The organism is Thermogemmatispora onikobensis (genome assembly GCF_001748285.1).
Lineage (GTDB): Bacteria > Chloroflexota > Ktedonobacteria > Ktedonobacterales > Ktedonobacteraceae > Thermogemmatispora > Thermogemmatispora onikobensis.
Genome location: NZ_BDGT01000057.1, coordinates 23,624 through 43,187, shown reverse-complemented (window position 1 = coordinate 43,187; position 19,564 = coordinate 23,624). Strand labels below are relative to the sequence as shown.

Sequence of the window (19,564 nt, the reverse complement as noted above, 5' to 3'; positions counted from 1 at the left end):
CTGCCACCCCTCATTGGCCAGCAGCTCCACGGTTGAGAGCACAGCATGTGAGGCCGTCTCATCGATCACCACGGCGTGCTGGCCCGTGCCAGGCACTCGTTCACCCTGCAGGATACGGCGCACATCCAGCACATGGGGAAGATCATGGCCAGGAATCGGCAGCAACCCCTGACCTGCTTTCGCTCCTGTGGCCACAAGCACTGCGCCAGGACGCTGCTCCAGGAGCCAGCTGGCGCTCACAGTGATGCCAGTACGCAGCTCGACCCCTAGACGCTCGCATTCGCCCACCAGATAATCGATGATGCGGCGCAGTGAGGCACGTCCCGGAGCTCGTGCTGCCAGGGCGACCGCCCCCCCTGGCTCCGGCGCCCGCTCAAAGATGACAACCCGTCGCCCGCGCAGAGCAGCGGTGCGCGCCGCTTCCAATCCTGCTGGGCCCGCCCCCACAACCACAAAGGCTTCGCTCAGCGAGGGCGTCTTGCCTGGAGAAAGCTGGCTCTGGCTCTGGTGGCTTGCAGCAGCTGGCTCGCTGTCTGGAGAAAGAGAGGCGGGCCAGGGCTGCAGGACATCAGGGTTAACATTACAGCTGAGAGCCGCGTTGAGCAGGCCACGTACCTGGCAGCCCTGGTTACAGGCCAGACAAGGCCGCACGCGCTCCGCCTTGCCCTCTTGAGCCAGACGCGGCAAGGCGGGATCGGCGATCAGGGGCCGAATCATCTCAACTCCATCGGCCTGGCCTGCTGCTATAATTGCCTCCGCCTGCTCCGCGTCCATAATGCGACCAGCGGCAAAAACAGGAATAGCGACCGCCTCCTTCACGGCTGCCGCCAGCGCGACTGTATAACCTGGGGCGACATGCATTGAAGCGTGGAAAGGGAACAGGTGGGTGCTCAAGATGCTCCCCATCGTCACCGTCAGATAGTGCACCCGACCGGTCTCGGCTAAGCGGCGCGCAATCTCGACCCCCTGCTCCGGGGTAAGCCCGGCCCACGGTGCCAGCTCATCAACGCAGAGACGCACCCCCAGAACAAAGCGCCCCTGCAGGACGGCGGCCACGGCCTCGATGGTCTCCTGCAAGAAGCGCAGGCGATTCTCTAGTGAGCCTCCATAAGCGTCACTGCGCTGATTGGTCAGTGGCGACAGGAACTGACGCAGCAGCGAGCGGTCAGAGACCTGTAGCTCTATTCCATCGGCCTCACCGCGCACAGCGTGCTGGGCAACCAGGGCGAAGCCGGAGATCACAGCGCGAATATCCTCCAGCTCCATCGCCTTGGGCACCTCGCGCGTGGCCACATCGGGCACGGCGGAGGGGGCCCACAGCTCGCGCTGATGATGATCACTTACCCCCTGCTGACCGTTATGGTTCAGCTGAACCAGCGTCAACGCTCCAGCAGCGCGCACACGAGCGCTCACCCTGGCCAGGGCCGCTGGCGTTTCGGGTAAGTAACCAAGCAAGGCAGCCTCGTAGGGCCGATCGGAGGGATGCACGATGTGCTCCTCCAGCACGATGCTGCCAACTCCTCCTTCGGCCCGGCTGGCGTAGTAATTGCCGTGCTGCTCACTCAGCAAATGCTGGCGGGCGAGATTGGTCGTGTGGCTCCCAAAAATCAGGCGATTGCGCGCCTCGCGCGGCCCAATGCTAAGGGATTGAAACAGTTGAGCGTACATGCTTCTCATGGCGTAGGGCGGATTCTCCTCTAGCGGCACTGCCAGCGCCGCCCGTTTTCATTGGCCAAAGCAAAGAGACCAGGCAGATTGACAACTCAGGCCCAACGCACCAGACCCATATCGTGCTTGTCCGCCAGCAGCGGATGGTTGGGCAACACGCGCACCCCATAGACCAGACTACCGCTCTCCTCCGGCTGGAAGCGAGCTTCATAGCGATACGAGCCATCTTGTTCCTGATGGCGATACTGCATGGGAATAGCCCGTTGATGAGAGACCTGCTCACCGTCACCGCTCTCACCGTAGACCAGCTCGACCAGCAGATCATCTGGCGTAATCTCTTGCGCGCGTACCCAGGCTCGCACCTCGATACTCTCGCCCAGGCTGAGCTGACCCTCGCGTCGACCCTCGACGTACAGGGTCAGGCTCTCCCAGCGCTGTTGAATGCGCTCTTTCCACTGGGCCAGGGAGCGGGCCAGCTCATAGGCGTTCTGCTCGACTCGCTGGCCCTGCTGAATCTGGGGGACATAAAAGCGCGTCGTGTATTCCTTGACCATCCGTCGCGTACTGAAGTGGGGGGCGCAGGACCGAATAGCTTCTTTCATATAGCTGATCCAGCGATGAGGCAGGCCGCTGTTGGCCAGATCGCGCTCGTAGTAGGTAGGGATGATCTCCCCTTCCAAGAGAGCGTAGAGCGACAGGCTATCGGCCTCATCCTGAATCTCGGGATTGTGATACTCGCGCTCCTCGCCGATGGCCCAGCCGTTGCGCCCGTTATAGGCTTCGGCCCACCAGCCATCGAGGACGCTGCAGTTGGGTTGCCCGTTCAAAGCTGCCTTCTGGCCGCTGGTACCGCTGGCCTCGTGAGGGCGAATCGGATTATTCAGCCAGAGATCGGTTCCTGCTACCAGATAGCGTGCCATATCAATATCGTAGTTTTCCAGAAAGATGACCTTGCCGCGGAAGTCGTCGCTACGAGAGATGCGATAGACCTGCTCGATCAGCGCCTTGCCGGGTTCATCGGCTGGGTGGGCCTTGCCCGCAAAGATGATTTGCACCGGGCGCTCAGGATTATTCATAATGCGCTTCAAGCGTTCCAGATTGCGGAAGAGCAGCGTAGCCCGCTTATAGGTAGCAAAGCGGCGGGCAAAGCCAATCAGGAGGGCCTCGGGATCAAGCATACGCTCGAACTCAGCCATCTGCAGCGGGCCCTCGCCCAGGCGCAGATGCTGCTGTTTTAAGCGGCGGCGCACGTAGTCGACCAGCAGGCGCTTACGTTGCAGATGGACCTGCCAGAGCTCCTCATCGGGGATCTCCAGCACGCGATTCCACAGATCTGGCTCATCGACGTGCTCCGCCCAATCCGGTCCCAGGTAGCGCTGGAAAAGGGCATTCATCTCGGGAGCCACCCAGGAAAGGGTATGGATGCCGTTGGTGATCGAATCGATGGGCACCTCATCGGGATCGACGCCTGGCCAGAGAAACTGCCACATCCGGCGCGAGACCGCGCCGTGGAGCTTGCTCACTCCATTATGCTGTCCAGTCAGCCGCAGTGCCAGCACCGTCATCCCGTAGGTCGGCCCCCAGCCATGATCTTCGCGGGCCACCTCCAGAAACTGCTCGCGCGAAAGGCCAAGCTGACCCCAGTAGGTATTGAAATACTTGTCGATCAGGTCGTAGCTAAATGTATCATTGCCCGCTGGTACCGGCGTGTGGGTAGTGAAGAGTGAGCTGGCAGCCACGACCTCGCGCGCCTCGCGGAAAGTCAGCCCGCAGGCGACCAGCTCGCGGCAGCGCTCCAGATTGAGGAAAGCGGCGTGACCCTCGTTGATATGCCAGACAGCCGGAGCAATGCCCAAAGCTCGCAGAGCGCGCACTCCCCCAATGCCCAGGACAATCTCCTGAGAAATGCGCATCTCGCGGTCGCCCCCATAGAGGCGGGCCGCCAGCTCACGGTCGGCGGGAGCATTTGGTTCGACATCGGTATCCAACAGATAGAGCGGAATACGACCCACCTGGACGCGCCAGACCTTTGCATGGATGCGTCGCCCCGGCAGATCGACACTGATCAACACCTCATTGCCATCGGGGCCACAGGCTGGAGCTGCTGGCACCTGGGAGAAGATCAACTTATCGTAGAAAGCCTCCTGGATGCCCTCGCGCGTGATGCTCTGCCGGAAATAGCCCTGGGGATAGAGGAAGCCCACGCCTACCAGCGGCAGACCCAGGTCGCTCGCCTCCTTACAGTGGTCCCCGGCCAGGATGCCAAGGCCACCGGAATAGATAGGCAGCGCCTCATGGAGGCCAAACTCAGCCGAGAAGTACGCGATCACGCACTGCTCCAGCTCAGGATAGGTGCGGGCGAACCAGGTGCTGCCCGGGGCCGGATGCATATAGCGATCGAATTCCTCCAGCACACGATCATAGACCTGCAGATACTGAGGATTATGGGCGGCCTTCTCTAAATACTGTGGTCGCACCTCGCTCAGAAAGTGGACAGGATTGTGACCAACCGCCTCCCATAGCTCGGGGTCGAGCGAGCTATAGAGCGCGCTGGCTTCGGGGTGCCAGCTCCACCACAGATTGTAAGCAAGCTCATAGAGGCGGCTAATCCGGGCGGGCATGATGGGGAAAACGGTCATGCGTCCGAATACTTTCACGGAAATCAAGCTCCCTTTCTTCGCTTACTGGACTGGCCTTTGGGCTGTGTCATCGTCTTGTTACCTGTGGCCCGTGGCCCGGCGAGTGATCAAAGGCCACCGAGACTGATCGCTCGCCACCAGGCGAGACTTGTTTCAGGGTACCACAGCCGGCAAGCGCAGGTCCCCCCAGCTTGCTCCTTGGGTTCCCGCTCTGCTCGTCAGCTCCTGTACGCGCGGGTCCAGAGACGCAGGCAGGGCCTGTCAGCCAGAGACAGGCTCAACCTGGCTGCTTCCTCCTCTTCTTCCCATTCTCATTATGGCATATTGCTTGAGGGGTGCGCCCCCTTCCGCTGTCAGAGGCTTGTTTTTGCCAGGCGTCTTCGACTATACTTGGCAATGCGAGGTGAACTGAAAGCTTGAGCCTGGCGGCGACGGCACTGGCGAGCGCCAGACCCACCAGTGCCTCAGCTAACCTGCTTGTCAGCGAGCGGATCGTAGCCGACCAGCCCACCAGTGCTCTCCAGGCAGAGCAGGGCAGTCCAGGCACACCTCTTGAGAGGAAGGAGAAAAGGTGTCGGCATGAGGCGACAACAGCGCATCCAATCGGGCACCTGGAAGATCAGCGGCCTCGTTGGGGCGCTGCTGCTGCTGATCGGTCTGGGTTGCTTTATTCTCCTGCTCAGGCACCCTCAAGGGGGGCTGAAGCTACTCGTTCCCCACCTGGCTCAGACAAGTCAAGCATCGGCTGTCCAGCTGCCCGCCCTCTACACTGCGGGCGTCATTCTGGGTACACCCTCCCAGCCACCCAGCCTGAGTCAGGAGGAGGCCCTCCTGCTGGCGAGCCAGTGGGAGCCCGAAACAGCCAGCAAAGCCAAGAAAGTCCTTGCCCGCTATGTCCTCCTAACCTACATTCCTCGCACGAGCAACCGGACCCAGATCGAAAATGTCCCAGCCTGGATGATCATCTATGAGCAGGTACCGCTGCAGCCCGCTGATGCCTCTGTTGATCCCACACCATTCCCGCGCTCAAGTTATGACTTTTACCTGTTTCTTGACGCCAAGAGCGGCAAGGTACTTCTGAGCCTGTGGACCTGACTGGCTGGCCACAGCTGTCGGTAGCCTTTTCTCCTCTCTCCTGGCCTTACGTATCCTGGATCTTGATCCAGCCGTGGCGTAGAGCATGCACCACGGCGGCGGTGCGATCGTTCACCGCCAGCTTCTTAAGAATCGATGTAATATGGTTTTTCACTGTTTGATCGCTAATCTTCAAAGACTTAGCGATCTCCTTATTACTATTCCCACGGGCGATGTAGTCCAGAATCTCGATTTCGCGGCTAGAGAGTGGGGAATAGCTCTCTTGGCCGTCGCTCTCATCGGTACCATTGTGAGGAGCCACTGGCAGCTCGCGCAACGACTGCAAAACACGGCTGGCGATCTGAGGTCGAGCCAGCACCTCGTCGTTAATCAGATACTCACCGCGATTCACTCGTTGCACGGCCTCGATCAGCTCCTCGGGTGAGATATTGCGGGTATAGTAGGCCGCGGCGCCCACCTTGATCGATTGAAAGAGGCGCTCCTCATCCTCGGAAGGAGTAAGGATCATGATGGCCAGCTGGGGGGCCAGCTGGCGGAGTTGGCGAGCGAGCTCAAGGGCGTCAGCGCTCTTGAGGCCGGCATCCAGGAGGATCACCTCGGCTCCTGGATCGCGTGCCAGTGCCAGAATTTCGGCGGGCTGAGTCGACTCGCCCACCACAGTGCACTGGCCCAGGTGCTCAAGCGTATAGCGAATTCCTTCGCGGAACAGCGGCTGCTCATCAACGATGATGACACGGATAGACTCCATAAGAACCTCGCAGCGAGACAGTCGATCGATCGAACGGGCGGCCCAACATTTGTTGTCCAGGGCGCCTCGCGGTGATGGCCTTTCATCCACAGAGGGAGGGGAAGGCCAAATTCCCCTTCGTAGAGAAGGAGAAAGCAACCAAACCAGGTTTTGCCGTATTATACACAGAGAACCGTCGATGAACAACGACTAAGACAGGAACAAAGTTGCTCTACATAGGCGGTGGAAGAAGCACAGGGAGAAAGAGTTGCTGAAAAAAAGGTCGGGCCATCCTGCCAGTCAGAAGAGAAGTGGCGACTCCTTGCCACAGAGGAGGGCGGAGCGAGCGCGCGCGCGTAGTGTAGAGACGCGCCGGTGGCAGGCTGGGCTAGATACGTTCGAGGCGGCGAAGGGTCGCGTTGATGGCGACGCGCAGGCATTCGATCACGCCGTAGCCGGTGACAGCGACGGCCTCGAAGCTAGGGACGCGGTACGGGTTCAGGTACTGTTCCAGCACCGACACTGGCAGAATATCCTGCAAGTCGCGCTTATTCCACTGCATCACCAGCGGGAACTCAGTGATATTCTTATTCATGCGGCGGAGCTGTTCCTGAAGCTCGTTCCAGCTTTCGATATTTTCCTGCAATTTACTGGCCTGAGAATCGGCCACGAAGATCACGCAGTCGGCCCCTTTCAGCACCGAGATCCGTGTCTGCTGGTAGAGCACCTGACCGGGCACGGTATAGAGCTGGAAACGGATTGAGAAGCCATTGACCTTGCCCAGCTCCAACGGCAGCAGATCGAAGTAGAGGGTACGCTCTGTCTCGGTATCGATCGAGACCATCTCACCTACATCACGGGGATCGACTGCTTGATAGATATAGTGCAGGTTGGTTGTCTTGCCAGACAGACCAATGCCATAGTAGACGAGCTTACAAATGATCTCGCGTTTGGCCATATTAATCAGGGACATAGGTGGTCATTCTCCTCATCCGCTCGCTGGTGTGCCTCGTGTCGTGGTAGCGCATCGTCTCCTCTTCTCTACAAGAGGAGGGCACCGTGCCTTTGAATCTCAGCAACAGTTCTCTCGTGCGAAGCAGTACAAAAGGCATTTCCTGGATTTATCAAGGGAAGCTTGCGTTTCGGCGCAAGACGTCCCACGATGTTGGTGCCTTCAGTATACCAGAGTCATCCGTATCTGGCAAGGACTCCGGTGCCTCTTTCCTGCCTGTTTGTCCCGAAGCAACGGCCTGGCGGCCTGCCCGGGCAGCGTTGAGTCGTGGCTGGGCCTGGCACGGCTACCCAGTTGACGAATCCAGGGGAAAGGGCTAGACTAACGGGTGACAGTGACGCTGAAGAAGCTTTCAGGAAGGTTGGGAAAGATGGCTGTACCTGCTCATACCGAGGTGACCACCGAATACGAGGTTGTCATCGGCCTCGAAGTTCATGCTCAACTCACCACGCGGAGCAAGATGTTCTGCTCCTGCAGCACCGACTACGCCAACGCCGCTCCCAACACGCATGTCTGCCCCATCTGTATGGGGATGCCGGGCGTGTTGCCGGTCATCAATCGCCAGGCGGTGGCCTACACCATCATGACGGCGCTGGCCCTCAACTGCAGTATTCCCGAGTATTCCAAATTCGACCGCAAGAACTATCCCTACCCTGATCTGATGAAGGGGTACCAGATTTCCCAGTACGATCTTCCGCTCAGTCGCAATGGCTATCTTCTGATTGAGCACGATGGGCAGGTGCGGCGCATCGGTATCACGCGCGTTCATCTGGAGGAAGATACTGCCAAGCTCCTGCATCGGGATGGCTACAGCCTCGTCGATGTTAACCGTGCCGGTACCCCACTCATTGAAATCGTCAGTGAGCCGGATATGCGCAGCCCCGAGGAAGCGCGGCTCTATATGCAGAAGCTGCGCGAGATTCTGGTTTACCTGGGAGTCTCTTCGGGGCGCATGGAAGAGGGGAGCCTACGCTGCGATGCCAATATCTCGGTCCGTCCCCGCGGCCAGCAGGCGCTAGGGGTGAAGACCGAGATCAAGAATATGAATAGCTTCAAGGCCCTGCAGCAGGCCCTTGAATATGAGGCTCGTCGCCAGATCGAGGTGCTGCGGGCCGGTGGAGCTATTCAGCAGGAAACGCGCGGCTGGGACGAGAGCCGGGGGGTGACAGTGCCGCAGCGCAGCAAAGAATATGCTCATGACTATCGTTACTTCCCTGAGCCAGACCTGCCGCCGCTGGTAATCAGCCGTGAATGGGTCGAGGAATTGCGCGCGCGCCTGCCTGAGCTGCCCGATGCTCGCCGGCTGCGCTACCAGCGCGACTATAGCCTCTCGGCTCAGGATGCCGATATTCTCACAGAAGAGAAAGCCCTCGGCGACTACTTCGATCAGGTAATGGCCCTTTCCTCTCATGTCCAGGACCGCCAGGCCCGTGCGCGCACGGCCAGCAACTGGCTCCTGAGCGAGGTTGTCCGCCTGCTCCATGCGCATGATATCGCCCCTGCGTCTTGCCCGCTGAAGCCGGCGGCACTGGTGAATCTCCTGGATCTGCTCGATCGCCAGCGCATTACTGGCAAGCAGGCGAAGGAGGTCCTCGAGGAGGCCTTTGTCAGCGGTGAGCTGCCAGAGACCATCGTGGTGCGCAAGGGCATCCAGCCGCCAATTACCGACCCGCAGGCGCTGGAGCGCATCATCGTTGAGGTCATTGAGGCGAACCCCAAGATCGTGGCCGATTACCGCTCGGGTAAGACCAACGCCGCTCAGTATCTGGTCGGCCAGATTATGAAGCGCACTCGCGGTCAGGCCAAGGCCGATCTTGTCCAGCAACTCTTGCGGGCCAAGCTTGATGAGACACCCCCCACTGCCTGAGCGAGCTTGACCGGCCCTGGCAGTCAGACCGGACTGCAAGACCAAAAGAGGCCGGTGGGGTAAACCTGAGATCTTGGCTGCATCAGCTGCCATCAGCTGCAAAATACGGAAAAAGGAGCAAGAACGTGGACCTGCACAACGACGTGAAGTCCTCTCGCGAGACCCGTATTAACCCCTATGAAATGGCTGTGCAGCAATTTGAAGAGGCCGCCGATCGGCTCAATCTCTCGGAGGACATGCGAGAGATTCTGCGCAAGCCCAAGCGCGAGCTGACAGTCAACTTTCCTGTACGCCTGGATGATGGCCGGATCAAGACCTTTACCGGCTATCGCGTACAGCACAACGTGAATCGCGGGCCTGCCAAAGGTGGCATTCGTTACAGTCCTGATGTGACTCTGGACGAGGTCAAGGCGCTGGCCATGTGGATGACCTGGAAGTGTGCAGTAGTTGGCATCCCCTATGGGGGGGCCAAAGGGGGGGTTATCTGTGACCCGAAGACCATGAGTCCGGGCGAGCTGGAGCGGCTGACGCGCCGCTATGCGACCGAGATCTCGATTATCATTGGCCCTCACAGCGATATTCCGGCGCCCGATGTCAATACCAATCCCCAGGTCATGGCCTGGATTATGGATACCTACTCGATGCACGAGGGCTTCTCTATTCCTGCTGTTGTCACGGGCAAGCCGCTCTCCATTGGAGGAAGCGAGGGGCGCAACGATGCTACGGCGATGGGGGTGCTCTTTGTCACCCGCCAGGCGGCGCGTCGGGTTGGCATGCCCCTGCGCGGAGCGCGCGTCAGCATTCAGGGATTCGGCAATGCTGGCTCTATTGCGGCTCGTCTCTTCCACCGTGAGGGCTGCAAGATCGTAGCGGTCAGCGATACCCGGGGTGGCATCTACAACGAGGCCGGGCTGGACCCTGCTGCGGTGCTTCGACACAAGCAGGAGCGGGGCAGTGTCGTTGGTTTCCCCGCAGCCCAGCAGATCAGCCCTCAGCAGGTTTTGGAAATTCCTTGTGATATCCTGATCCCGGCGGCGACCGAGGGCGTCATCACCGAGGCCAATGCCGGTCGTATCCAGGCGCGCATCATAGCTGAGGCAGCCAACGGCCCGACGACTCCCCAGGCGGACAGGATTCTCGGGCGCAAGGGTATCATTGTCATCCCGGATATTCTTGCCAATGCCGGCGGCGTCACGGTCAGCTACTTCGAGTGGGTGCAAGACCTCCAGAGCTTTTTCTGGGGCGTTGAAGAAATCACTCAGAAGTTAGAGATTATTATGAATCGGGCCTTTGCAGCGGTAGTCGAGAAAGCTGAACAATATCATTGCGATCTGCGGCTGGCGGCCAACATGCTGGCCATTTCACGAGTGGCTGAGGCCACTCAGATTCGCGGCATTTACCCTTGATCTGAAGTGAAGATAGCCGCAGAACGGATCAGTGAAAGCCCGAGAGGCTCGAAGCAAGCAGAGGAGGCATCAACAAAAAAGGCCAGGAGCAGAAAAACTGTCTCCTGGCTCTTCCTGGCTGGGATCGGACTGGCGTGGCAAGAGCGAGCTCACCCAGATGGAGAGGAAGCTCTTAGAAAGCCTCTTCTCTTCCTTGCTATTCCAGTCCAGTCAGCATGCAGTACTGCGTATCCTGGCAGTCGGTCTAGTAGCCGCGGCGTGTCTCACGTTTTGGACGCTTGGCGGGCTTGGACTGACGGCCAGGTTTGGGCTGCTTCTTCTTACCTTTGCCGCCGGGCCAGAGGTCTTCATCCTCCTCCTCCTCCTCTTCCTCGTCGAAAAACTCCTCCTCTTCCTCGAAGTCCGGCTCTAGCTCCTCCTCTTCCGCGTATTCCTCCTCCTCCTCTGGAGAAATGTCCAGAGACTCTTCTTCCTCTAGCAGCTCCTCATCCTCATGATCGGCTTCCGCGCTCTCCTCGTCCTCCTCGACGGCTGAGATCTCCTCTTCGGGGACGAAGGTCTCCTCCGGGGACGCCGCTGCAGGCGGAGCCGCGGGCGCCGTGACCTCGGACTGATGGGTCTGAGCTGTTAGCGTTTCCGCCTGAGAAGCGCGAAGCTCCTCCTGCTCGCGGCTTTCGCTACTGGGTATGTGACTGCCGCGAGCCGGCTTTCGTGCAGCCCCTGACTCCTGGGAGTCGCGTTCGCCCCGCTCACCCGTCTCGCTCTCCTCGGTGGTCTTGGAGCTGCCGATCACCCGGCGTCCGGCGGCGACATCGAGCCAGAACTGAGAATAGTAGTGCGGACGTTCGGTGTCCTTTTCGCTCTCTTTCCTCGTCATTGGACCTGCGGCGCAGCAACCCCCGCCAGGAATCTGGGGAGAAGCGCCGCCTCCTTTCCCTCAAAACAGTATCAGAAGATGACGACAAAAGCGCCGTAATGTCCGTTCTTTCAGACGGCAAGCCGCCTGGGCACTACTGCCGGTGCCTCTCTCCCCGGACTGGGCGTGCTGACCGTCTCCCCCCTTCCTCCCTCGGTCCTGTTAGCGTGTTGTGCTGCGGGGCTACTTCAGCCCTGATGTTTGCCGGCCTCATGACTGCTTAGCTGGTTTGACTCAGCTCGACTGGCTTCCTCACGAGCTGAAGGGGGACATTCCCACGCACGGACAGGGTTGATGGGAGACAAAGAGCTGAAGGGAAGCAGGAGAGCCGCCTCCACCCCAATGCGATCAGTATACCGGCAGGAAAAGGCAACGTCAAGCGGTCCATCGGGTCACGCCTGCCATCATTTCAGCGCGTAAACGGACCTCCCCTTGCGGGGGAGCGTTGATCTCTCGGGAACGCTCCAACCCACCCGGATGTCCCAAATGTTTTCCGAAAGGCCATGATAAGAAGAAAGTGGAACCCTGTCAAGAGTCTTCCGGCTCCATCCTGGCCGATCGCTACCGTGAGCGACTCTAGCACACAAGCAACCGCCGGGAAGCTTCCCGTCCTCTCTGCCTCCTTCTCCTTTTGCATGAGCAGCTGTCCTGTCAAGGCTTCAGGTGCATTCGTCTGTCGCATCGCGACCTTTCTTTCCCTGTCGGTAGCGCCCTATAATACGAGGTAAGCTTTCCTGTGGGAGGACTGCCTTGGCAAGGATACTGGATCGCATTGATAGCCCGGCTCAGCTCCGCTCGCTCAGCGTGGCGGAGATGCAGACGCTGGCCGAAGAGATTCGTCAGGAAATCATCGAGACTGTCTCGACGAGAGGGGGACATCTTGCCCCCAACCTGGGCGTTGTCGAGCTGACACTCGCCTTGCATACCGTCTTCAACACCCCCCATGATCTTCTTGTCTGGGATATCGGCCATCAGGCTTATGTGCATAAATTGTTAACTGGACGTCGCGAGCGCTTCCGCACAATTCGCCAATTTGGAGGCCTGTCGGGCTATCTCCGCCGCGAAGAAAGTCCCTATGATGTCTTCGGTGCCAGCCATGCCAGCACCTCCATCTCTGCCGCTCTGGGCCTGGCAGTGGCGCGTGACCTGCAGGGCCAGGACTTCAAGGTCGTGGCCGTTATCGGTGACGGCGCCCTGACTGGGGGTATGGCGCTGGAAGCGCTCAACAACGCTGGTAGCTTGAAGAAGAATCTTATTATCGTTCTCAACGACAACGAGAAATCTATCTCGGATAATGTGGGCGCCATAGCCGCCGTCCTGGCTAAAGCGCGACGGGTGCAGACCTCGCCGGGCTACCAGCGCTTACGGGAGATGACCAAAGGTTCGATCGAGCGCCTGCCCGTGGTGGGGGATGTTGCCCTGGAGGCTGCCGCGCGCGCTGAAACCAGCTTTAAGCAGTTTGTCTTGCACAGCAAGAGCGGAGCCATCTTCGAAGAGCTGGGCTTCAAATTCTTTGGACCATTCGATGGTCATGATCTCATTCTCCTCATCGATGTCCTGGAAAATATCAAGCGTATTGAAGGGCCGATCGTTGTTCAGGTTGTGACCAAGAAGGGCAAAGGTTGGTCCTTTGCCGAAGAAGATGCCACCAAGTGGCATGGGCCTGGCGCCTTCGACTACCGCACCGGCGTCATTAAAAAGAATCCTAATGATCCCCCGACCTATACCGAGGTCTTTGCGAACACGCTGGTCGAGCTGGCCGAGCGCGACCAGGCCATTGTTGGCATTACGGCGGCGATGGCCGAAGGTACAGGCTTGAAGAAGTTGCACCAGCGTTTCCCCGAGCGCTACTTCGACGTTGGCATTGCCGAGCAACATGCTGTAACCTTTGCCGGAGGGCTGGCCGTTGGCGGATTGCGTCCGGTAGTTGCCATTTATTCCACCTTCATGCAGCGGGCCTTTGACCAGGTCATCCACGATATCTGCATGCAGAACCTGCATGTTGTCTTTGCCATGGACCGCGCCGGGATTGTCGGAGAGGACGGCCCCACGCAGCACGGCCTCTTTGATATCGCCTTTATGCGGATGATTCCCAATATGAAGGTCATGGCTCCTCGCGATGAAAACGAGCTGCGCCACATGCTCTATACCGCCCTGTCTATGGAGGGACCGGTCTGCCTGCGTTATCCACGTGGTAAGGCGCGTGGGGTAGCGCTGGACAAAGAGCTACGCCTCCTGGAGATCGGTAAAGCCGAGCTGCTCACGCCAGCGACTCTGGCAGAGGCCCAGCGCTGCCAGTGCACCTTGCTCGCCTATGGTACCACCGTCGAGCTTGCCGAGCAGGCGGCCACAGAGCTGCGAGAAGAGGGGCTGAGCGTGGCAGTTGTCAACGCGCGCTGGGCCAAGCCGCTAGACGAGGACCTCATTCTGGCCCTGGCGCGTGCGACGCGGCACCTGGTCACCATTGAAGACCATATGGTGGCGGGAGGCTTCGGCAGCGCTGTGCTTGAACTCCTGGCCCGCGAGAGCTGCCACGATGTCCACGTCAAACTCATCGGCTTCCCCGATCGTCTGGTTGAGCACGGAGCGCCCTCCATCCTCAAAGAGTTGTATGGCCTCTCCAGCGCTCACATTAAGGAAGTCGTTCGCGAGCTGCTCGGCGCCACGGCGCACAGCAGCCCGGCCTCGGCCTGAGTGAACGGTGACGGGGACGGGCCCCACCTCCGGGCTGAGGGCAGACGAATCTTCTCTGCCCTCAGCCACAGCGAGGAACGCGAGAGCGGCAGCATGGTAGCAAGCAGGAATCTGCTTGCTGGACATGAGAGGCAGCAACCACCCTCAGTTACGCGAACTGAGTAGATAAATGGCCTCGGTGCGGCTACGAGCATGGAGCTTCTCAAAAATATTCTGAATGTGCTTATGTACTGTTGATTCCGCTATATTGAGTTCCTGAGCAATTTCTCGGTTCTTGCGGCCTTTACGGATCAGGTCCAGAACCTCGATTTCGCGCTCCGTCAGGGGGCGCGAGAGATTGGGCAGGTTCAGCGCTGAACCGTGGAGCCGCTGCTGGACCTTATAATAGAAAGCGCGACTGGCCGCGCCCTGGGAGAAATCAGCTGGAGGAACTTCGCGGATCTTGCCGCTGAGAGTCAATGTGCGCAAGTGTGCCAGCACGCGCGTGGCCAGGGGGCCAGGGATTGAGATCTCATTGCGCGCGGCGGAGTGGATGGCTGCCACCAGCGTCTCTGGCTCGATGTCCTTGGTCAGGTAGCCAATGGCTCCACGTTGGATGGCGAGCAGGGCCAGCTGTTCCTGCTGCGAAGCTGTCAGGATAACCACACGTGTCTCCGGCGAGCAGACAAGCACCCGCTCTGTTGCCTCGAAACCATCACATTCTGGCATGTCCAGGTCCATCAATGCAACATCCGGGTGGGTTTCACTGGCCTGGGCCTCGGCCTCGCGGCCAGTGCAGGCCTCGGCCACCACTTCGATATCACCGGCTCGCTCCAGAATCTCACGCACGACACGTCGAATCAAAGTATGATCATCTGCCAGTAGGACTCTAATCATCGTGTAACCCTTTCTGCCTCCTGTACAGTCTTAAGTCCTCTCAGTATAGAAGCAAATATGCACGTGTGCCAGATAGGAAAGCACACATAAGCGAATATGTGTACACATTACACTGTACTGTAGCCTCCAAGAAGCAGAGGCTAAAAGCGTGGTTGGGCGGGAAGGTCTGGGGAAGAGAGGGGAGAGGTAGAGAGGAGACAGTCCGGGAAATCTTGCTTGCGTCCATCTGCAACCTATGCTATACTTGCAAGTTAGCAGGAGCGAGGGTTCCTGCGGGTTAAGGCACGTGTAGCGTTGTCTTATTCATCAAGTACACACGCTCTCTGATCGGCGTTTCCCTGGTGCCCCGATACCCTCGTACCTCGAACCCTGAACAGCCCTGGCACCGGTGTGGCGAGGGGAGGGGCGCGAGCGAACGAGCGAACCAGCAGACCAGGCAACCAGGAAGCTGTGCAGCGCAAGGAGCGAGCAAGGGGAACCCTTTCGCCGATAGGAGGAGAGCGGAGGTAAAAGGGAGGATCTGTTTTTTGGCCAACATTATCTCGATGAAACAGCTTCTGGAAGCTGGCGTTCATTTTGGGCACCAGACGCGGCGCTGGAACCCCAAAATGAAGCCCTTCATCTTCATGGAGCGCAATGGCATCCATATCATCGACCTTCAGCAAACGGTGGCGCGCCTCAACGAGGCCTACAAGTTTGTGAAGGAACTGGCTGCCAGCGGTGAGACTCTGTTGTTCGTCGGGACGAAGAAGCAGGCTCAGGAGGCGGTGGCGGAGGAAGCCAGGCGCTGTGGAATGTTCTATGTCAACCAGCGCTGGCTGGGTGGGATGCTCACCAATTTCCAGACCATTCAAGGGCGCATCCGCTATCTCCGCGAGCTGGAGGCACGGCGCGAGCGGGGCGAATTCGAGCGTCTGCCCAAAAAAGAGGCCCAGCGTCTGCAGGATGATTTGGAGCGCTTGGAGCGTATCCTGGGAGGCATCAAGGACATGCGTCGCCTGCCCGGAGCGGTCTTCATCATCGACACTCGCAAGGAGCATACTGCTGTCCTGGAGGCCCGTCGTCTGGAGATCCCCATTGTGGCCCTGGCTGATACGAACTGTGATCCCGACGAGATTGACTATCCGATTCCGGCTAACGATGATGCCATTCGCGCTGTCCGCCTCCTCTGCTCCAAGATTGCTGATGCGGTGATTGAAGGACGCCGCGAGCTGGAGGCACAGCAGAAGGATAGCGAGGCCCCTGTCGAGGGCGTGGCAGCTTCAGGTGAAGAAGGAGCTGTCCAGACGGAGGCGGTGGAGACCTCGGCCTCTGGTGCTGGCTCGTCTCAGCGCGAGCGTGAAGCCGCGGCCCCTGCGGGTGAGGTCGAGAGTTCATCGAATGCCTCTGAGCCTGAGCTGGTGGCCAGAGAATCCTAGTGCCATCTTGCTCCCCTACGAGTTTGTCCCATCCTGCCGCTTGTCGTTCGTTCGTTTGTTCGTGATCTGGTTGCATTGCTGTGCTGCTTACCCTGCTCTCGCCCACCAGCTGATCTTCGGCTGGCGAGGCGCGGCTATCTGTGCTTGTGCCTGCATGCCCTTCGCTTGCCTCCTCTCTCGGTCCAGGCACTGTGAGGAGGGAGGAGCGTGTGAGGGCCTCGATGGCCTCAAGAGCTGCAACGCTTGACCAGGCAGAACAGCCTCCCCGGCTGGTTCGCCGGTGGTGGTAGTAGCTGGCTGGCTGGCTGGCTAAGTGAAACGTGACACTGCCCCGGGCAGGTTGTCTGTAGGGGGCGGCAGGCGGTTCCTAACGGCCAGCAAGGAAGATGGGGGCAAGGCAGGTGGCCCGGCGGGCGGGCTGGATTCATTAGTAACGAACCTGTTCTTCTCTTCTCTCTATTATCCCGCGTGCTCCAGGTCTATCGGGACCGGCACGGACAGCCTGCGTGCGCCAGATGTCGATGGCCGGCTTGCGCGCTGAGCTGCCATGAGACTTGGGTGGGATATGGACCTGGTGACCACACGTGTGCCAGACCGGAAAGACAGCAAGGTTTCTCGCCTCCTGGCGCTGGCCGTGGTGGGTGCCAGGTCCTCTCTATGCCGTCTGGCCTGGCGGCGTGGACTGGTGGGGGAAACTCAAACGGGGATTCTTGGGGCCAGGGTGGCTAACGGGCCGTACACGGGCCGTACAAAGCCCAGAATCCTACTGTACCGCAGCTGTCAAGCACTCGAAACCGTCTACGAGTGACCGAGAGTCATTGTCAGTCAGACTGAAACCTGAGTATGCTATCAGAGTACGCTGAAGGAGAAGCACCCTTATGAATTATGCTGCTGCCGATGTGAAGAGGTTGCGTGAGGAGACTGGGGCGACCTTTGCCGATTGCAAGAGCGCGCTGGAGGAGGCGCAGTCGTGGGAGGAGGCCATCAAGATCCTCAATGCGAAGGCCAGCCGCAAGGCGGAGAAGATGATTGCCGCCGGTCGCGAGACCAAGCAGGGCGGCGTCTTCTCCTATGTCCACCACAACAACAGTGTGGGGGTTCTGCTGGAGCTGAACTGCAGTACGGACTTCGTTGCACGCAGCGAGAGCTTTCGCCAATTGGCCAATGAGCTGGCTCTGCAGATTGCTGGCACCAATCCAAAGTATGTGAATTACGAGGATGTGCCTGCCGAGGTGATCGACCAGGCTCGTCAGCAACTGCTTGAGGACCCCTCGATGGCTCGTGTACCGGAACACAAGCGTGAGGAGGTCATTCAGGGCAAGCTCAAGAAGCTCTTCGGCGAGCAGGTGCTGATGATGCAGCCCTGGATTCGGGATGAGAGCCAGGTGGTGGGCGACCTGGTACGCAAGGCCATTGCGGAAACCGGGGAGAACATCGTGATTCGCCGCTTCTGTCGCTTTGCCTTGGGCGAATAGGGTAGGGAAGGAAGCGGCACTTCCTGGCTTGTCTTGTGGCGTGCTATGCTATGTGTGGAATTGGAGGCGAGCGAGATGCGCTCCGGGCGACCGCCTGTCCTGGGGGGCCGGTGTAGCATCCGCTCCCACTCCGGCCTTGCCTATCGGGGGCCGGCCTCTCTTCTTCCCCTGTCTGCCTGCTCTGGTCGCTGGCTGAGAGCGCCACGCGCCAGCCTCGGGCAGTACAGGGCCGGGGCTGTTCCCCCACGAAAAGCGCATGGGAGTAGAAGAGAAGATGGCTGAATCTCAGATGGCTGCGTCCTTGCGATATCAGCGCATCCTGCTCAAGCTAGGCGGTGAGGCGCTGGGCCCCCGCCATACCTCGGAAGCCGGTGAGCCGCGCATTGGCATCGATCCGGTGGCGGTCCGCCGAATCGCGGCTGAGGTCAAGCGCGTCCACGATCTGGGGGTCGAGGTTGCAATGGTCATCGGTGGCGGCAATATTTGGCGTGGGGCAGATGCCGCTGCCGCAGGCATGGATCGCGCGACCGCCGACTATGTCGGTATGCTGGCCACAGTGATGAATTCTCTGGCCATGCAGGATGCTATGGAGAAGCTCGGCCTGGTCACGCGCGTGCAAACTGCGATAGAGATGCCTCCGGTGGCGGAGCCGTTTATCCGCCGCCGCGCTGTGCGCCACCTCGAAAAGGGGCGCGTGGTCATTCTGGCGGCGGGAAGTGGCAATCCGTTCTTTACGACCGACACGGCGGCGGCCCTGCGTGCCATTGAGCTGAATGCCCAGGTGCTGCTGAAGGCTACGAAGGTCGATGGCGTCTACGATGATGATCCCATGCGCAATGCGAACGCTCGTAAGTTCGAGGAATTAAGCTATATGCGCGCCCTCAATATGGGCCTCAAGGTGATGGACAGCACCGCGATCTCTCTGTGCAAGGATAATCGCTTGCCGATCGTGGTCTTCAACCTCGATCAGCCTGGTGCGCTGGAGGCGATTATGCGTGGCGAGAAGCGTGGGACACTCGTTCATGACCTTGAGGAGAGCGCTATTGGTGAGCGCGCCTGAACGCAGACAGGCTGTCTGCCTGTCTATCTGCCTGCCATATGCCCAGGCCCCTGACTTTCTGGCTGCTGTCTGGCTTGCTCGCCAGTGGCTCTACCCTGGTTTGTCGCTGGCTCTGCGTGCGTATCCAAGGTACCTTACGATGGGAGCATTGCTATGGTAGATGATATTTTCGGAGATGCCGAGCGCCGGATGCAGAAAGCTGTGGAGGCGCTCCGCCATGACTTGGGGAGCATCCGCACTGGCCGCGCCAGTTCTGCCCTCGTGGAACGGATTCAGGTCGATTACTACGGCGTCCCCACGCCAATTAACCAGCTCGCTTCAATCTCTGCGCCAGAACCACGCTTGTTGGTGATCCAGCCCTGGGACCGCAGGCTGCTCCCTGATATTGAGCGGGCGATTCAGAAGTCCGATCTGGGGATCAATCCCAGTAGCGATGGCCAGGTGATCCGCCTGGCAATCCCCCCTCTCAATGAGGAGCGGCGCCGTGAGATGGTGAAACTCCTTCATAAGAAGTTGGATGAGCACAAGGTCGCAGTACGCAATATCCGCCGCGATGTCCAGGACAAGTTGCGTGACCGCGAGAAGAAGAAGGAGATCTCCGAAGATGAGCTGAAACGCGGTCAGGACCGCCTGCAGAAGCTGACCGACCGCTACATCGAGGAGATGGATAAGATCGGCAAGCTCAAGGAACACGAGATTTTGGAGGTCTGA

The 19,564-nt window shown here is 59.4% G+C and carries 13 protein-coding genes and 1 pseudogene; 8 read left to right on the top strand and 6 right to left on the bottom strand.

The window, feature by feature from the left end; genetic code table 11:
* Both BGC09_RS19020 and glgP read right to left on the bottom strand, forming a co-directional pair.
* Positions 1-1,668: oxidoreductase (locus BGC09_RS19020; protein WP_069805795.1), on the bottom strand; the 1,668-nt coding region annotated here is incomplete at its 3' end.
* Between the two features lie 95 nt (positions 1,669-1,763).
* Complete coding sequence (gene glgP, locus BGC09_RS19015) at positions 1,764-4,307, bottom strand: alpha-glucan family phosphorylase (protein ID WP_084659116.1); 2,544 nt, start codon at positions 4,305-4,307, stop codon at positions 1,764-1,766.
* 579 nt (positions 4,308-4,886) lie between these two features.
* On the opposite strand from glgP, the gene BGC09_RS19010 reads away from it, so the two are divergent.
* Positions 4,887-5,402 carry a hypothetical protein gene (locus tag BGC09_RS19010; RefSeq protein ID WP_069805793.1) on the top strand — a complete coding sequence of 172 codons (516 nt, stop codon included), beginning with the start codon at positions 4,887-4,889 and terminating at the stop codon, positions 5,400-5,402.
* A gap of 46 nt (positions 5,403-5,448) precedes the next feature.
* Here the strand turns inward: BGC09_RS19010 and BGC09_RS19005 are convergent, their stop codons facing one another.
* Both BGC09_RS19005 and BGC09_RS19000 read right to left on the bottom strand, forming a co-directional pair.
* Positions 5,449-6,150, bottom strand: a complete 702-nt coding sequence (locus BGC09_RS19005; protein ID WP_069805792.1) for a LuxR C-terminal-related transcriptional regulator — start codon at positions 6,148-6,150, stop codon at positions 5,449-5,451.
* Positions 6,151-6,517: 367 nt separating this feature from the next.
* The gene (locus BGC09_RS19000) at positions 6,518-7,102 is read right to left on the bottom strand and encodes a GTP-binding protein (RefSeq protein WP_052888601.1); all 585 of its coding nucleotides are present in this window, start codon (positions 7,100-7,102) and stop codon (positions 6,518-6,520) included.
* Between the two features lie 409 nt (positions 7,103-7,511).
* On the opposite strand from BGC09_RS19000, the gene gatB reads away from it, so the two are divergent.
* Entirely contained in the window at positions 7,512-9,008 is a 1,497-nt protein-coding gene (gene gatB, locus BGC09_RS18995; protein ID WP_069805791.1) for an Asp-tRNA(Asn)/Glu-tRNA(Gln) amidotransferase subunit GatB, read from the top strand.
* A 182-nt stretch (positions 9,009-9,190) separates the two neighbouring features.
* Positions 9,191-10,414: a Glu/Leu/Phe/Val family dehydrogenase gene (locus BGC09_RS18990; protein ID WP_069805800.1), complete on the top strand. Its 1,224-nt coding sequence runs from the start codon at positions 9,191-9,193 to the stop codon at positions 10,412-10,414.
* Between the two features lie 244 nt (positions 10,415-10,658).
* Here the strand turns inward: BGC09_RS18990 and BGC09_RS22995 are convergent, their stop codons facing one another.
* Positions 10,659-11,291, bottom strand: coding sequence for a hypothetical protein (locus BGC09_RS22995; RefSeq protein WP_069805790.1), 633 nt, complete (start codon positions 11,289-11,291; stop codon positions 10,659-10,661).
* Positions 11,292-12,080: 789 nt separating this feature from the next.
* Here BGC09_RS22995 and dxs point away from each other — a divergent pair.
* Complete coding sequence (dxs, locus tag BGC09_RS18975) at positions 12,081-14,024, top strand: 1-deoxy-D-xylulose-5-phosphate synthase (protein ID WP_069805788.1); 1,944 nt, start codon at positions 12,081-12,083, stop codon at positions 14,022-14,024.
* Between the two features lie 144 nt (positions 14,025-14,168).
* Here the strand turns inward: dxs and BGC09_RS18970 are convergent, their stop codons facing one another.
* Entirely contained in the window at positions 14,169-14,900 is a 732-nt protein-coding gene (locus BGC09_RS18970) for a response regulator (protein ID WP_069805787.1), read from the bottom strand.
* Positions 14,901-15,445: 545 nt separating this feature from the next.
* On the opposite strand from BGC09_RS18970, the pseudogene rpsB reads away from it, so the two are divergent.
* The 4 genes and pseudogenes from rpsB to frr form a co-directional block, all read left to right on the top strand.
* A pseudogene (gene rpsB / locus BGC09_RS18965) lies at positions 15,446-16,108 on the top strand (30S ribosomal protein S2); the annotation flags it as partial.
* A gap of 1,088 nt (positions 16,109-17,196) precedes the next feature.
* Positions 17,197-17,793, top strand: coding sequence for a hypothetical protein (tsf, locus tag BGC09_RS18960; protein ID WP_069805786.1), 597 nt, complete (start codon positions 17,197-17,199; stop codon positions 17,791-17,793).
* A 274-nt stretch (positions 17,794-18,067) separates the two neighbouring features.
* On the top strand, positions 18,068-18,853 hold the full coding sequence (pyrH, locus tag BGC09_RS18955) for a UMP kinase (RefSeq protein WP_069805785.1): 786 nt from the start codon (positions 18,068-18,070) through the stop codon (positions 18,851-18,853).
* A 153-nt stretch (positions 18,854-19,006) separates the two neighbouring features.
* Positions 19,007-19,564 (top strand): ribosome recycling factor, encoded by a 558-nt coding sequence (gene frr, locus BGC09_RS18950; RefSeq protein ID WP_052888610.1) that lies wholly within the window; start codon positions 19,007-19,009, stop codon positions 19,562-19,564.